This window comes from Sphaerisporangium sp. NPDC049003 (assembly GCF_043197795.1).
GTDB lineage: Bacteria > Actinomycetota > Actinomycetes > Streptosporangiales > Streptosporangiaceae > Sphaerisporangium.
Window position 1 is genome coordinate 119,067 of the sequence record NZ_JBICTU010000014.1, and the last position, 14,657, is coordinate 133,723.

Here is a 14,657-nt window from a genome sequence, read left to right on the forward strand (position 1 = left end):
CCGTGGAACGCCCTACCCCCTACTGACTATCAGGCCGATGTTTCCGAGGTATGTCACGCGATGGACCCCGCTCGTTACGGCGGCGTCCGTCACCGCGTCCAGTTCTGAGCCGGTTGCCGCTCGGGCGCTCGATCACCGATCTGACCACCTACGCGAATCCGGAAGGAGTCGAACGCCATGACCAGCCCGGGCCCCTCAGCGGAGGCCGCCACCACGGCCGCGAGGCCGGCGTCCAACCCCGCCATCGAACTGCGGGGCGTCACCAAGCGCTTCCCGACCCGCGACGGCCGCGACTACACCGCCGCACGGGACATGACCCTGACCGTGGGCGGCGGCGAGTTCGTGAGCGTCGTCGGGCCCACCGGCTGCGGGAAGTCCACCAGCCTCTCGATGATCTCGGGCCTCGCGCCCGCCAGCGGGGGCGAGGTGCTCGTCCAGGGCAGGCCGGTGACCGGCATCCCCGACGGGCTCGGCTACATGTTCCAGCAGGACGCCGTCCTCCCGTGGCGGTCCGTGCTGGACAACGTCGCCGCCGGTCCCCGCTACCGGGGCGTGGCCAAGAAACAGGCGCGCGAGCAGGCCAGGGAGTGGGTGGCCAAGGTCGGGCTCTCGGGCTTCGAGCGGTACTACCCCCACCAGCTCTCCGGCGGCATGCGCAAGCGCGTCGCCCTGGCCCAGACGCTGATCAACGAGCCGTCGATCCTGCTCATGGACGAGCCGTTCAGCGCGCTCGACGTGCAGACCCGCGAGCACATGCAGGACCTGCTGCTCGACCTGTGGTCCGGTACGGGGGCCGCCGTGGTCTTCGTCACCCACGACCTGACCGAGGCGATCGCCCTGGCGGACACGGTCGTCGTCATGACCGCGGCCCCGGCCACGACCAAGAACGTCATCCCCGTCGACCTCGAACGCCCGCGCCGGGTCGAGGAGATCCGGCTGGAGGAGTCGTTCCTCGCCGTCTACCGCGAGGTGTGGGACTCGCTGCGCGAAGAGGTCGAGATCACCCGTACCCGAGGAGCCGGCCGTGTCGCCTGACGTCCAGACCCCCGTCGCCGCCCCGCCCGCCGCTCTCGCCGAGGAGCGGGCCCCGGTACGGCGCCCCGGCCGGCTGCGCGCCCCCAAGATCACCGCGACGAGGGTGCTCCTGATCGTGCTGTGGCTGGGCAGCTGGGAGCTGTCGGCCAGCACCTTCCTCGACCCGTTCTACTACTCCAAGCCGAGCGCCATCTGGGGCCGGATCGTCGACTGGTTCACCACCGGCACCGCCTTCGGGTCGATCTGGGAGCAGATGTTCGTCACCCTGCAGGAGGCGGTCATCGGATTCGTGATCGGCTCGCTGGCCGGGGTGGTGCTCGGCGTCCTGCTCGGCCGGGGCCGCTTCCTGGCCGAGGTCTGCGCGCCGTTCATCAAGGCCGCGAACGCGATCCCGCGCATCGTGCTCGCGTCGCTGTTCGTGATCTGGTTCGGCCTGGGCATGTCCTCCAAGGTCGCCACGGCCGTGGTCCTCGTCTTCTTCGCCGTCTTCTTCAACGCCTTCCAGGGCGCGCGCGAGGTGGACAAGACCCTCATCGACAACGCCCGCATCCTCGGCGCCGGTCCCCGGCAGATCCTCACCACGATCGTCCTGCCGAGCGCGACCTCGTGGATCCTCGCCAGCCTGCACGTCGCCTTCGGGTTCGCGCTGATCGGCGCGATCGTCGGCGAGTACACCGGTGCGGACAAGGGCCTCGGCCTGCTGATCAACCATGCCCAGGGCACCTTCGACTCGGCAGGCATCTACGCCGGGATGATCATCATCACGGTCATGGCCCTGCTCGCCGAGTGGCTGCTCACCCTCCTCGAACGCCGGCTTCTCGCCTGGCGTCCGCCCTCCACCGCCACCGCGCAGATCTGATCGGAGCACTTCCCGATGAAAGCCACCTCCCGCCTCGTCGTCACCGCCGCCGTCGGCCTGGCGGTGGCCGTCGCCGCCACCGGCTGCCGCGAATCCCGTACGGCCACGACCACCGACGGGGGCGCCCCCCAGGTCAAGATCATGATCGGCGGCATCGACAAGGTCATCTACCTGCCGCCCAAGCTGACCGAGCAGCTCGGCTACTTCAAGCAGGAGGGCGTCGACGTCCAGCTGCTGACCGAGCCGTCGGGCGCGCAGGCCGAGAACGTCCTGATCAGCGGCGACGTCCAGGGTGTCGTCGGGTTCTACGACCACACCATCGACCTGCAGACCAAGGGCAAGTGCATCCAGAGCGTCGTGCAGTTCGCCGACGTCCCCGGAGAGGTCGAGGTCGTCTCCACCGCCCAGGCGGACAAGATCAAAACCCCGAAGGACTTCAAGGGCAAGCGGCTCGGCATCACGAGCCCCGGCTCGTCCACCGACTTCCTGACGCAGGCGCTGGCCGTGAAGAGCGGGCTGGCGACCGAGGACATCACCCGGGTCAAGGCGGGTGCGGGCCCGACCTTCATCGCCGCCATCGAGAACGGCGGCATCGACGCGGGCATGACGACCGACCCCACCGCAGCCCAGCTCACCTCGTCGGGCAAGGGCAAGGTCATCATCGACATGCGCACGGAGGAGGGTACGAGGGCGGCCCTCGGGGGCCTGTACCCGGCCAGTTCGCTGTACATGGACTGCGCCTGGGTCCAGAGCAACAAGGAGACCGTGCAGAAGCTCGCCAACGCCTTCGTGAAGACCCTGAAGTACATCAACGAGCACTCCGCGGAGGACATCGCCGCCAAGATGCCGAAGGAGTACGCCGGGGGAGACCCCGCGCTCTACACCAAGGCGATCAACGACACCAAGAGCATCTTCCGACCCGACGGCGTCATGGACGAGGAGGGCGCCAAGAACGTGCTGGAGGTGCTCGCCTCCTTCTCGCCGAACGTGAAGGGCAAGAAGGACACCATCGACCTGTCCAAGACCTACACCACCGAGTTCGTCAAGGCCGCCAAGACCGGCTGAGTCACCGCTTCTCCAGGGCGGATGGAGCCGGCGCGTGGAGCGCCGGCTCCATCGTGTTTCCCGCGCCGGCCGGCCCATCCCAGTGGGACGAGTACGGATTCATCGTCATTTTTACGTACATATACGGATGTCACTACGGATGTTCAACACCTGACTGCGGACCTAGCGTCACGTCAGACCGGTTCGTCCGGTCCGCACACAAAGGAGCGCCGCGAAGTGACCTCTCCCGACCTCCCGCCATAGCCGTCGCTTCCCCGCGACAGGCGACATCTCCGCCGATGACGTGGCAGCCCCATCTCGGCGCCACACCGGTGAGAAGAATCATTCGTTTCTCTCATCACCCCCCTTATCCCACGGTGTCCGCTGCCGGGCGACTCCCGTCGGCGCGACCGCCGCTGCCCGCGAAAAACGCGCGCTGCGGCGTGGGAGGCAGAGAAAGGAAAAGCCGCCCATGAGGCGCAAAGCACTACTCGCAGCGACCGCTGCCCTGGCCATCGCCGGCGTGGTGGTCCCCGCCACCTCCGCCGCGGCCAAGCCACCCCCCGGGAGCGACGGCAAGGTACAGTCCCTCGCCGCCGACCCGTCGCAGCGCGCCGCCGCCGCCGCCGACCAGGCCGTCGCGAGCGGCCTGGACAAGCTGCGTGTGAGCCCCAACGAGACCTACAAGCGCATCGCCGTGACCCCGAGCACCGGCATGTACTACGTGACCTACGAGCGCTCCTACAAGGGCCTGCCCGTGGTGGGCGGCGACGCGGTCGTGGTCACCGACGCCAATGGGCGCGTGCGCGACACCGCGGCGGCCGCCGCGGCCACCACCCAGGGCGTGCCGACCACGCCGACGGTGAGCGCCGAGACCGCCACCGAGACGGCCAAGACCAAGCTCGACCGGGCCGACGACAGCGTCGCCCCGCGCCTGGTGGTCCTGACCTGGGGCAGCAAGCCGCGCCTCGCGTGGGAAGCGAAGGTGTCCGGCATCTCGGCCGGCAAGCCGAGCATCCAGCACGTATTCGTCGACGCGACCACCGGTGAGATCGCCGATTCCTACGACGACGTCCGGGCGGGCACCGGCAACGGCTACTACTACGGCGCGGTCACCATCAACACGAGCGGCTCCGGCACCTCGTACTCGATGACCGACACCACCCGCAGCGGCATTCGCTGTGGCGGCCAGGGCGGAACGGCCTACACCGGCACCGACGACGCCTGGGGCAACGGCAGCGGGACGAACCTGGAGACCGCCTGCGTGGACGCCCTCTACAGCGTCCAGCGCGAGTGGGACATGCTGGGCTCCTGGCTCCTGCGCAGCGGCATCAACGGCAGCGGCGGCGGCTTCCCGATCCGCGTGGGGCTGGCGGACGTGAACGCGTACTGGAACGGCAGCTACACCAACTTCGGGCACTCGCAGGACAACGCCCGCCAGGCCACGCCGATCGACGTGGTGGCCCACGAGTTCGGTCACGCCATCTTCCAGACCACCCCGGGCGGCGCCGGCAGCGGCACCGAGAACGGCGGCATCAACGAGGCCACCGGCGACATCTTCGGGTCGCTGACCGAGGCCTACGCCAACAACCCGAACGACCCGCCGGACTACGAGGTGGGCGAGGAGGTCAACCTCGTCGGCCAGGGCCCGATCCGCTACATGTACAACCCGTCCCTCGAGGGCGACCCCAACTGCTGGTCGGCCTCGCTCCCGAGCGAGGTGCACGCGGCGGCCGGTCCGCTGAACCACTGGTTCTACCTGCTCGCCGAGGGCTCCGCGCCCGGCGGCGGCAAGCCGAGCAGCCCGATCTGCTCCGGCGGACCCTCCTCGGTGACCGGCATCTCCATCCAGAAGGCCGGCAAGATCTACATGGGCGCCCTCCAGCGGAAGACCTCCACCTGGAAGTACGTCAACGTCCGTACGGCGTCCCTCGCGGCGGCGGTCGAGCTCTACGGCGCCAGCAGCCCCGAGTGCGCGGCGGTCAAGGCGGCCTGGAACGCGGTCAGCGTCCCGGTGCAGTCGGGCGAGGCATCCTGCAGCTCCTCCAGCAACGACTTCTCCCTGTCGCTGAGCCCCACCTCGGGCACGGTGGCGCCGGGCTCCGCGACCACCGCCACGGTCGGCACGACGACCACTGCGGGTAGCGCGCAGACGGTCTCCTTCAGCGCCTCCGGGCTGCCCTCGGGAGCCACCGCGAGCTTCAGCCCCACCTCGGTGACCTCGGGCGGATCCTCCACCCTCACCATCAGCACCACCTCGTCGACGCCTTCCGGCACCTACACGATCACGGTGACGGGCACGGGCTCGGGCGCCACCCACACGGCGGCGTACACGCTGACCGTGTCGGGCACCTCCGGCGGGCGCACGTTCACCAACGGCACCGACTACACGATCAACGACCTGTCGACGATCAACAGCCCGATCACCTCGACCGCGACCGGTAACGCCGTCTCCCCGGTCAAGCTCAGTGTGACCATCTCCCACACCTGCGCCGAGGACCTCCGGATCAGGCTGAAGGGCCCGAGCGGCACCATCTACACGGTCAAGTCCAGTGGCGGCATCAGCTGCACGTCCTTCGGTACCCGGGCCTACTCGGTCCCGGTCACCCAGACGGCGGCGGGCACGTGGACCCTTGAGGTCACCGACCAGTACACCTTGGACACCGGCTACCTCGACTCGTGGACCATCACGGTCTGAGCAACGGCAGTACGAACCCCCGGGACCCCACCCCTGGTCCCGGGGGTTCGCCGTTGCCCGGGACGCCCAGAAGGCGTCCTTTCACCCGTTCACACCGTCACCGAGGGCCGGCGAGGGAGGGACCGCCGGGGCCAGGCTCACGCGGGCGGGGCGACCTGGGTCCGCGACCGTACGCCGAGCTTGCGCAGCACGGTGGCGACATGGCTCTCCACCGTCCGCGTCGACAGGAACAGCACGTCGGCGATCTCCCGGTTCGTACGGCCGAGCGCGACCAGCCTGGCCACCTCCCGCTCGCGCTGCGACAGCGCGCCGGCGTCCGTCCTCCGGCCGCGTGGGAGCTGGAACTCCACGCCGATGTCCCGCAGCACCCGCCTGCACCGGGCGGCGTCGTGCGTGGCGCCGAGCAGGCCGAACCGCTCCGCCAGCTCCGTGAAGCCCGCGGCCGCCCCGGCGTCCCCGAGGGCGAGCCTCGCGCGGGCCTCTCCCTCGCCCGCCCGCGCCGCCGCGTACGGCTGGGGCAGCGCGGCGTACGCCTCGCGGGCGCGGGCGTAGAAGCCGACGGCCTCGGCGTGCCGGCGCTCGGCGGCGGCGAGCGCGCCCCGGGCGAAGTCCAGGGCGGCGTGCGCGGTGGGCGCGATGCGGCCCGCGATCCCGGCGGCGTACTCGGCCACCAGGTCGGCCGCCGCCTTCAGGCGTCCGTCCCAGGCCAGCGCGGTGACGGCGGACGGGACCAGGTACGCCCCCCACACCCACACGCCCTTGCGGCGCAACCGGGCGACCGCATGCTCGGCCTCGGTGACCGCGCTGTCCAGGGCGCCGCGCGCGAGGTGCAGGTCGATGAGCCCCCCGGCGGCGGCCGTCACGATCGGGACATAGCGAGCGTCCGGCGCGTCCAGCCCCGCGCCGTGGAAATGCTTGATGGCCTCGTCCCACTCGCCCGTCGCCAGGGCGAGCATCCCCAGCACGAGCCAGATGTCCACCGCGATCAGCGGCGTCTCCGTGGCCAGCTCTCCCAGGGACGCCGCCCGGTCGCGGAGCCCGTCCCATCGGCCGGTCAGCCAATCTCTGCGGATCGTCGAGACGTCGAGGAGGTAGGCGGGGTACTGCGCGCCGCTCTCCACGGCGAGCTGCCGGCCTTCCTCGGCGAACTTCTCGGCCGCCGCGTAGAGACCCAGGCTGGTCGCCGAGTCGTGCAGGTTGGCGTACGCACGGGCGGCCTCCCGCCGCACACCCGTGCGCGGGTCGGCGACCGGCAGCTTGGCCGCCACGGCGAAGGCGTCGGGAGAGCCGATCGTCATCTCGAACGAGGCCCGGTTGGCCTGGACGGCCGCCGCCAGCTCGGGGTTGTCGGCGGTCGCGACGAGGGCCTCGGCGCGGGCCATCCACTCCTCGTGCTGCGCCAGCGACTCGGTGCCCCACCCCGGCAGCGCGAGGCTGGCCCAGCCCCGGGCGGCCAGCGTCGGCCGGTCGCTCAGCTCGGCGAGTGCGGCCATGATCTCGGGCCTTCCGGAGTCGGTGTCGCCCGCCTGGTTGGACAGCACGACACCGAGGTTGAGCCGGGCCTCGGCGCGTGCGTCGGGGGACAGGAAGTCGTCGCGTAAGACGTGGCGAAGGAGCCGTACCACCCGCTGGTGGGACAGGCCGGTCGCCGCGAAGCGGCTCAGCATCAGCGCGAGCGGGCCCCGGTCGGGCGCCGGCAGGTCGGGATCGTCGAGCATGCCCTCGATCACCTCGACGGCCAGCGCGGTGTCCCCGAGCGAGGCGGCCCGCTGGGCGGCGGCGGTGCCGTGGCGCAGCCAGGCGTCGGTGTCGCCGGCCTGCCGGGCGTGGAACGCCAGTTGCACCAGCGGCGGCGAGTCCACCGCCGCGAGCGCCCGCTTCGCCCGGTCGTGCGCCGACCGGCGGTCGGGCCCCGGGATGGCGTCGTACACGGCCTGCTGGGCCAGCGCGTGGCGGAAGCCGTACCGGCCGCCTGGATGCTCGTGCAGCACGCCCGCGCGCAGCGCCTCGCCCAGCCCGGCGGAATGCCCGCCGACGGCGGTGATCAGTTGCTCTCCCGCCGGGAGCCGCAGCACCGCCGCCGCCTGGACCGCGCCAACCGCCGCCGAGGACAGACCGGCCATCCGCTCGGCCATCGCCTCGCGCAGCAGCAGGGGCACCCCGGCGCGGTCGAGCGCGTCTGGCTCCTCCGCGTCCGGCAGGGACCGGACCACCTCCTCCACCACGAACGGGATGCCGGCCGTACGCTCGTGCAGCCGGGCGACGAAACCGGAGGACAGATCGGATCGGTCCAGCAGCGCGCCGGCCAGGCTTCCCACGTCGGAGACGTCCAGCGGTGCCAACGGCACGACCACGGTGGTGGTGTCCGGCTGGTGCCGGTAGGCCAGACCGAGGGGCGACCGGGCCGTGCCGAGGTTCTCCCGCCGGTAGGTCGCCACGATCGCGAGCCCTTCGGGCGGCTGGCCGCTCAGGAAGCGCAGCAGGTCGCGGGTGCCGTCGTCGGCCCAGTGAAGGTCCTCGATGACGACCACGGCCGGCCCGACGGCCGCCAGCAGGGCGCGTATCGCGCGGAACACCCGGTGCCGTTCGGCGCGCGGATCCTCCAGCGGCTGCGGGGAGGGCGGCAGCGCGTCGGCCAGCTCGGGAAGGTAGCCGCGGAGCGCGCCGGTGACCGGGTTCAGCGCCTGGGGCGCCGGAAGCCGTCCCCTGATGTCCCGCAGCGCCTCGAACACCGGGCCGTACGGGAAGGGCTCGCGGATCTGGTGGCAGTAGCCGAGCAGGACGGCCCGGTCGCCGGACGGGACGCGGCCGAGCGCGGCGCGGACGAGCCGGGTCTTTCCAATGCCCGCTTCGCCCTCCACCAGGACCATCGCCGGTGGACGGGTCATCGCGTCGATCAGAGCCCGCAGCTCAGGGGCACGTCCGACAAGTGCGGGCGAGGGCACCATGCTCATCCACAGCTCCAAGGTACGGATTGCGGGACCCCCCGGCACAGTTATCCACGTACCCCCGCCCAAGGTCAACCCTTGGGCGTTACAGCGATGTTGCGGATGGGGTCAAGGTGCGGGCTCGGATGGCCGCCATCCAGCCCTGATGAGCTCCAGGCGTCGCCTCGGGCGGTTAGGGACAGGCGTCTCATCATGGCGGGGGACCCCCCGTCACCATTCAGGGTGATCTTTCCACCGGTTTCCGCGTCTAGGTTCACAAGGTCGAGGTGCGATTGTGCGGCGGCTCAGGCGGCGCGGACCAGGGGAGTCGGGGAGATGGCGGAGGAAGTTCGCGTTCGCAGGGGTGAGGGCCTTGCCCCGTCTGTGGAGGAGTACCTTCACGACTGGGCGGAACGGTCCGGCATCGCCGCCGAGGTCTGGGCGCTGCCCGGTCAGGCCGTGCCCGCGCATATCGCCGACGCGGTGTACGCGACCGTCGTCGAGGCGCTGACCAACGTCGAACGGCACAGTCGCGCCGAGCACGTCTCGGTCGCGATCACGCTCGGCGCGGGCGGCCTGCGGATGACGGTCAGCGACGACGGCATCGGGTACGCGGCGCACCGGCCGGGCCGGTTGGACGGGCGGGGGCAGGCCGCCATGCGGGCCAACTTCGCCAAGGTGGGCGGCACGCTGACCATCAACAGCACGCTCCGTGGCGGCACCACGATCACCGGCGTCATCCCGGTCTGAGCCCCTACCTGGCCGCCCGGCCGCGCAAGAGCACAATGGAGGTGTGGACAAGCGCGAACTGGCGGGTTTCCTGCGTAGCAGGCGCGAACGGCTGCGTCCCTCGGATGTCGGGCTGCCGGCCGGTCCGCGCCGCCGCACGCCCGGGTTACGCCGGGAAGAGGTCGCCAACCTGGCCTTGATCTCCACCCAGTACTACACCCGGCTGGAGCAGGGCCGCGGGCCGCGCCCCTCACGGCGGGTCCTGGCCGGCATCGACCGTGCCCTGCGGCTGTCCGACGCCGAGCGCGACCATCTGTACTTCCTGGCGGGCGAACCGCCGGGCCCGCGGACAGGGCCGCCCGGCGAGGTGGGGCCGAGCATCCTGAATATGATCAACCGGATGCCGGACTCGGCCGCGATCGTGCTCGACGCGAAGTTCGAGGTGATCGCGTGGAACGCCCTCGCCGCGGCGCTGATGGAGGACTTCTCCGCGCTGGCTCCGCGTGACCGCAACCTCATCCGGCGCCACTTCCTGCACCCTGACCCGATGCGGCGGCACTACGGGATGTCCTCGGAGCATGACGTGCACCAGTTCGGCCTGTTCGCGGCCGATCATCTGCGCACCGCGTCCGCCCGCTATCCGGACGCCACGGAGATCCAGACGCTCGTCGACGAACTCGTGGCCGGAAGCGAGGAGTTCGCTCGGATCTGGGCCGCGCACCACGTGTACGACGAGCACCACAAGCTCAAGACCATGCACCACCCGGTGGTCGGCAAGATCACACTGAACTGCGACATCATCGCGGTGCCCGACCGCGATCAGCAGGTCGTCATCTTCACCGCCGAGCCCGGCACCTCATCGGAACAGGCCCTTCAGCTCCTGCGCGTCCTCGGCACCCAGCGCATGGACATCCCCACCTGACGAGCCGCCTGCGCGCGGCCTCAGAGGCTCTCGATCTCCGTCAGATCGATGTCGACCTCGAACGGGACCTTGAGCTGCAACTTGTCGTGGTGAATCCCCATGAGGGCGTAGGCCTTGGTGGCCGGGTCGAGCTCGTAGACGTACACGGTCGCCTTACCGCCGTTCTGCTCGACCCTCCAGAAGTGCTCGATCTTCGCGGCGGCGTAAAGCTGCGGTTTGCGCTCCCGATCACGCGTCTCGGAATCAGGGCTGACGACCTCGACTATGAGGAGCACATCTCTCGCCTGGTACGCGGTGGCGTCAGGTCCCACGAGGGCTTCGGCTCGGAGGATCGCCACATCAGGCTCGGGACGCTGCCGAGGGCCGAGCACGACGCTCATCTCTCTGCGCACCCGGAACTCTCGCGGAGTGAGCCGGCGCAGAGCGTTGACGAGCAGATCGATGATCACAGAGTGGAAGTCTTTCTGGGGGCTCACGAAGACCAAGCTTCCATCTATCAACTCTGTGTGTGCGGGCAAATCCGGAAGGTGATCGAGGTCTGCCGCGGTGAAACCCTCCGGGGGTGGGACCATCCAGCCGGGAAGCTGCGGGTCTGTCATCTTTTGGCTCCGGACCTCGACTGTCATGGCTTCACGCTAGCAATTGCACTCGGTCTCTCCAGTGAGTTTGCCCCCTACTCCTGGAACGGAACGCCCCGGCCCCACCGCCCGAGGGTGTGCGGGCACACAAGCGTCTGGGCCACGCGGATTCGCGTGGCCCAGACGTGGCAGCCTACGATGCGCGGCGGTTGGCCGCTTGGGGTGGTGACTCTCCCGGTCCCGACGTGCGCTGCGGGGGGACCACCGGGGTGGGGCGGACCAGGCCGAGGGCGACGACCTCGTTGGCCAGCCTTGTGCGCCGGTTGATGCCCTCCGGGATGCGGAACTTCTGGTAGAGCCTCAGCAGGTGCTGCTTGACGGCCGCCTCCGTCACCACCAGGTCGTCGGCTATCTCGCGCGCCGTCGCGGGCGCCACGAACGCCTCGTCGGACAGCGCCGGCCGGCACAGGGAGGTCAGCACGTCGACCTCTCGCCTGGTCAGCTCGGGCGCCGCCGCGCGGCGCAACTCGACTTCCGGGGCGAAATCCTCCCTTGGCACCCCGCCGACCCGACAGCGAGCCGCTCCGAAGGAGACGACGTCGCCGTCGTCGAGCACCCTCCGGGCGATCGGCCTGCCGTTCACCCGTGTGCCGTTGCGGGACAGGCCCAGGTCAACGACATACAGGTAGGGTCCACGGCGGATGAACTCGGCGTGCAGTCGTGACACGCTCGGATCAGCCAGCCTGACGTCGACGCCTCGGCCTCGGCCGATCGTCGTGATCTCGGGGCGCAACGGGACCACCTCACCGGTGTCCTCGACGCGTATGAACGGCCCCTCCACGGCAGTTCCTCCCCAGGTAGCCCGCCGTTACTTCCGCTACACCTCCGGCTTACCCAAACGAGGGGTTGGGGAATCGCCTTTGCCATAACGAGAATCACTGCAGAAATTGGTCTGGACCTCCTCGGCCGGTTTTACCTGCTCACAGGTAGACTTCGGACGAAGATAAGCGGAGGAAATAACACATGGCGGACAACCCCACCAAAGGCCTCGCCGATGTCGTCGCCGCGTCTACAGCGCTGAGCGACATCGACGGCAAAGCCGGTCGCCTCTTCTACCGCGGCTATGACATCCACGATCTAGCCGGCCGCACGAGCTTCGAAGAGACCGCGCACCTGCTTCAGCATGGCACGCTCCCCACGCGTCAGCAGCTGGCCGACTACGGAGCCGAACTCGTCCGAGGTCGTACCCTCGGAGCGCTCGTCGAAGCCAACATCGCCGAGATCGCGGAGAAACAGGGGCCCATGGAGGCGCTCCGGAGCCTGGTCTCCCTGGCCGGCGCCGAGGACGCGGACAAGGACTCCAACGAGGCCGGCGCCAACCGGCGCAAGGCCGCGCGACTGACGGCCCAGCAGCCCATCCTGGTCGCGCGCTACCACGCCGCACGCACCGGCGGCACCGCGCGCGACGCCGACCCGTCCCTCAGCGTCGCGGCGAACTTCCTGCTGCAGATCACGGGCCGGGTGCCGGAACAGACCGAGGTCGACTTCTTCGACGAGTGCCTCGTGCTCCACGCCGACCACACGATGAACGCCTCGACCTTCGCCGCCCGCGTCTGCGCGGCGACGCTGTCGGACATGCACTCGGCGATCGTGGCCGCGATCGGCACCCTGAAGGGCCCGCTGCACGGCGGCGCGAACGAGCAGGTCATGCGGACCCTGGAGAGCATCCCCGCCGACGGCGTGGCACAGGCCGTACGGGACAAGCTCGCGGGCGGCGAGAAGATCATGGGATTCGGCCACCGGGTCTACAAGACCGAGGACCCGCGCGCGACTCACCTGCGCAAGATGTCGCGCGAGTTGGCCGAGGCGAGCGGGGACGACACCTACTATCGGATGTCGAAGGAGATGGAGGAGGTCGTCTTCGCGGAGAAGGGGCTGTACCCGAACGTCGACTTCTACGCCGCGACGGTCTACCACTACCTCGGCATTCCGACGGACCTGTTCACCCCGGTCTTCTCGGTCAGCAGGATGTCCGGCTGGACCGCGCACGTGATCGAGCAGCACGCCGACAACCGGCTGATCCGTCCGGACAGCGAGTACATCGGGGAGCGCGACCAGAAGTGGACACCGATTGACGAACGGTAGGGCATGGGGGCCGTACCTGCTGATACTGGCGGGTGCGGCCGTCGGCCTCGGCGCGATCGCGATGGGCCTGCCCGCGTGGGCGGGCTCATTGGTCGTCGCCTGCTCGGTGCTCTTCGGCGCCGTGCTGCGACTGCTGGTGCCCGGCGACCGGGAGAGCATGCTGGGCGTGCGTAGCAGGCGTACCGACGCCGCCACATACGCACTGCTCGGCGGCGTCATGACCGTTGTCGCCCTCAGCGTCGCCATGCAATGGCTCATGGGTAGGCAGTAAACCCCCATGCCCAGTCCGGTAGCCTCACCCCGCCATTGCGTTCGCAAAACGACCGTTTGGTCAGCCTAGTCGTAAGAAGTTGCTAGAAGGGGAACCCCAAGCATGCCCAAGATCAAGGTAGCGGGTCCCGTCGTCGAACTCGACGGCGACGAGATGACCCGGATCATCTGGAAGTTCATCAAGGACCAGCTGATCCTGCCCTACCTCGACGTCGACCTCAAGTACTACGACTTGGGGATCGAGCACCGTGACGCGACCGACGACCAGGTGACGATCGACGCCGCCAACGCCATCAAGGAGCACGGCGTCGGTGTGAAGTGCGCCACCATCACCCCCGACGAGGCCCGCGTGGAGGAGTTCGGCCTCAAGAAGATGTGGCGGTCCCCGAACGGGACGATCCGCAACATCCTCGGCGGCGTCGTCTTCCGTGAGCCGATCATCATGGCGAACGTGCCGAGGCTGGTCCCGGGATGGACCAAGCCCATCGTGATCGGCCGTCACGCCTTCGGCGACCAGTACCGCGCCACCGACATCAAGGTGCCGGGCGAGGGCACGCTGACCCTGACCTTCACCCCGAAGGACGGCTCGGAGCCCATCGAGATCGACGTCTACGACTTCCCCGGCAGCGGCGTCGCCATGGCGATGTACAACGTCGACGAGTCGATCCGCGACTTCGCCCGCGCCTCCATGCGGTACGGCCTCGCCCGCAAGTACCCGGTCTACCTGTCGACGAAGAACACCATCCTCAAGGCCTACGACGGCCGGTTCAAGGACATCTTCGCCGAGATCTTCGAGAGCGAGTTCAAGGCCGACTTCGAGGCCGCCGGCATCACCTACGAGCACCGGCTCATCGACGACATGGTCGCCGCGGCCATGAAGTGGGAGGGCGGCTACGTCTGGGCGTGCAAGAACTACGACGGCGACGTGCAGTCCGACACGGTGGCTCAGGGCTTCGGCTCGCTCGGCCTGATGACCTCGGTGCTCATGTCGCCCGACGGCCGCACGGTCGAGGCCGAGGCCGCGCACGGCACGGTCACGCGCCACTACCGCGAGCACCAGAAGGGCAACCCCACCTCCACCAACCCGATCGCCTCGATCTTCGCGTGGACGCGGGGCCTCGCCCACCGCGGCAAGCTCGACAACCAGCCCGAGGTGACCGCGTTCGCCGAGACGCTGGAGAAGGTCTGCATCGAGACCGTCGAGAGCGGCCAGATGACCAAGGACCTCGCCCTGATCGTCGGCGGCGACGCCAAGTGGCTGACCACCCAGGACTTCCTGGCGGCCCTGGACGAGAACCTCAAGAAGAAGATGGGCGTCTGACCAGGGTCAGATGGCCGTGATCAAGGGGCCGTCCACCGGATTCCGGTGGGCGGCCCTTCGCGCGCGCGGTCGACATGGGAGGTTACGGCGTGGTCTCGGTTCCCTGTAAGGACACCAAGGGGCCGTAAA

At 69.6% G+C, this 14,657-nt stretch carries 12 protein-coding genes; 9 read left to right on the forward strand and 3 right to left on the reverse strand.

All coding sequences use genetic code 11. The features are described 5' to 3' along the window. The first annotated feature begins 177 nt into the window (after window positions 1-177). From ACGFIV_RS17415 to ACGFIV_RS17430, 4 genes are all read left to right on the forward strand, one after another. The gene (locus ACGFIV_RS17415; protein ID WP_392835867.1) at window positions 178-1,035 is read left to right on the forward strand and encodes an ABC transporter ATP-binding protein; all 858 of its coding nucleotides are present in this window, start codon (window positions 178-180) and stop codon (window positions 1,033-1,035) included. Further along, the gene (locus ACGFIV_RS17420; RefSeq protein WP_392835871.1) at window positions 1,025-1,894 is read left to right on the forward strand and encodes an ABC transporter permease; all 870 of its coding nucleotides are present in this window, start codon (window positions 1,025-1,027) and stop codon (window positions 1,892-1,894) included. Before ACGFIV_RS17415 ends, ACGFIV_RS17420 begins: the two co-directional genes overlap by 11 nt. Before the next feature lie 15 nt (window positions 1,895-1,909). Continuing rightward, a complete protein-coding gene (locus ACGFIV_RS17425; RefSeq protein WP_392835874.1) occupies window positions 1,910-2,959 on the forward strand; it encodes an ABC transporter substrate-binding protein in 1,050 nt (349 codons plus the stop codon). 451 nt (window positions 2,960-3,410) lie between these two features. Beyond that, window positions 3,411-5,636 carry a M4 family metallopeptidase gene (locus ACGFIV_RS17430; RefSeq protein WP_358549106.1) on the forward strand — a complete coding sequence of 742 codons (2,226 nt, stop codon included), beginning with the start codon at window positions 3,411-3,413 and terminating at the stop codon, window positions 5,634-5,636. Between the two features lie 137 nt (window positions 5,637-5,773). Here the strand turns inward: ACGFIV_RS17430 and ACGFIV_RS17435 are convergent, their stop codons facing one another. Then, entirely contained in the window at window positions 5,774-8,590 is a 2,817-nt protein-coding gene (locus tag ACGFIV_RS17435) for an ATP-binding protein (RefSeq protein ID WP_392835877.1), read from the reverse strand. A gap of 309 nt (window positions 8,591-8,899) precedes the next feature. On the opposite strand from ACGFIV_RS17435, the gene ACGFIV_RS17440 reads away from it, so the two are divergent. Together ACGFIV_RS17440 and ACGFIV_RS17445 are read left to right on the forward strand one after the other, a co-directional pair. Further along, complete coding sequence (locus ACGFIV_RS17440) at window positions 8,900-9,313, forward strand: sensor histidine kinase (protein WP_392835880.1); 414 nt, start codon at window positions 8,900-8,902, stop codon at window positions 9,311-9,313. 43 nt (window positions 9,314-9,356) lie between these two features. Beyond that, the gene (locus ACGFIV_RS17445; RefSeq protein ID WP_358549114.1) at window positions 9,357-10,214 is read left to right on the forward strand and encodes a helix-turn-helix transcriptional regulator; all 858 of its coding nucleotides are present in this window, start codon (window positions 9,357-9,359) and stop codon (window positions 10,212-10,214) included. 20 nt (window positions 10,215-10,234) lie between these two features. On the opposite strand, the gene ACGFIV_RS17450 is transcribed toward ACGFIV_RS17445, so the two are convergent. After that, entirely contained in the window at window positions 10,235-10,840 is a 606-nt protein-coding gene (locus ACGFIV_RS17450) for a Uma2 family endonuclease (RefSeq protein WP_358549117.1), read from the reverse strand. A 145-nt stretch (window positions 10,841-10,985) separates the two neighbouring features. Beyond that, entirely contained in the window at window positions 10,986-11,633 is a 648-nt protein-coding gene (locus ACGFIV_RS17455; protein WP_358549119.1) for an FHA domain-containing protein, read from the reverse strand. Window positions 11,634-11,815: 182 nt separating this feature from the next. Here ACGFIV_RS17455 and ACGFIV_RS17460 point away from each other — a divergent pair, with 182 nt between their 5' ends. The 3 genes from ACGFIV_RS17460 (at window position 11,816) to ACGFIV_RS17470 (ending at window position 14,528) form a co-directional block, all read left to right on the forward strand. Continuing rightward, window positions 11,816-12,937 (forward strand): citrate/2-methylcitrate synthase, encoded by a 1,122-nt coding sequence (locus ACGFIV_RS17460; RefSeq protein WP_358549122.1) that lies wholly within the window; start codon window positions 11,816-11,818, stop codon window positions 12,935-12,937. Further along, complete coding sequence (locus ACGFIV_RS17465; RefSeq protein ID WP_358549125.1) at window positions 12,924-13,208, forward strand: DUF3017 domain-containing protein; 285 nt, start codon at window positions 12,924-12,926, stop codon at window positions 13,206-13,208. Before ACGFIV_RS17460 ends, ACGFIV_RS17465 begins: the two co-directional genes overlap by 14 nt. A 102-nt stretch (window positions 13,209-13,310) precedes the next feature. Continuing rightward, a complete protein-coding gene (locus tag ACGFIV_RS17470) occupies window positions 13,311-14,528 on the forward strand; it encodes an NADP-dependent isocitrate dehydrogenase (protein WP_358549127.1) in 1,218 nt (405 codons plus the stop codon). The last annotated feature ends 129 nt before the right edge of the window (window positions 14,529-14,657 follow it).

Coding starts and splice junctions, on each gene's coding strand:
- ACGFIV_RS17435 (WP_392835877.1), bottom strand. CDS start 8,590: ATGAGCATGGTGCCCTCGCCCGCACTTGTCGGACGTGCCCCTGAGCTG.
- ACGFIV_RS17470 (WP_358549127.1), top strand. CDS start 13,311: ATGCCCAAGATCAAGGTAGCGGGTCCCGTCGTCGAACTCGACGGCGAC.
- ACGFIV_RS17430 (WP_358549106.1), top strand. CDS start 3,411: ATGAGGCGCAAAGCACTACTCGCAGCGACCGCTGCCCTGGCCATCGCC.
- ACGFIV_RS17460 (WP_358549122.1), top strand. CDS start 11,816: ATGGCGGACAACCCCACCAAAGGCCTCGCCGATGTCGTCGCCGCGTCT.
- ACGFIV_RS17450 (WP_358549117.1), bottom strand. CDS start 10,840: ATGACAGTCGAGGTCCGGAGCCAAAAGATGACAGACCCGCAGCTTCCC.
- ACGFIV_RS17415 (WP_392835867.1), top strand. CDS start 178: ATGACCAGCCCGGGCCCCTCAGCGGAGGCCGCCACCACGGCCGCGAGG.
- ACGFIV_RS17440 (WP_392835880.1), top strand. CDS start 8,900: ATGGCGGAGGAAGTTCGCGTTCGCAGGGGTGAGGGCCTTGCCCCGTCT.
- ACGFIV_RS17425 (WP_392835874.1), top strand. CDS start 1,910: ATGAAAGCCACCTCCCGCCTCGTCGTCACCGCCGCCGTCGGCCTGGCG.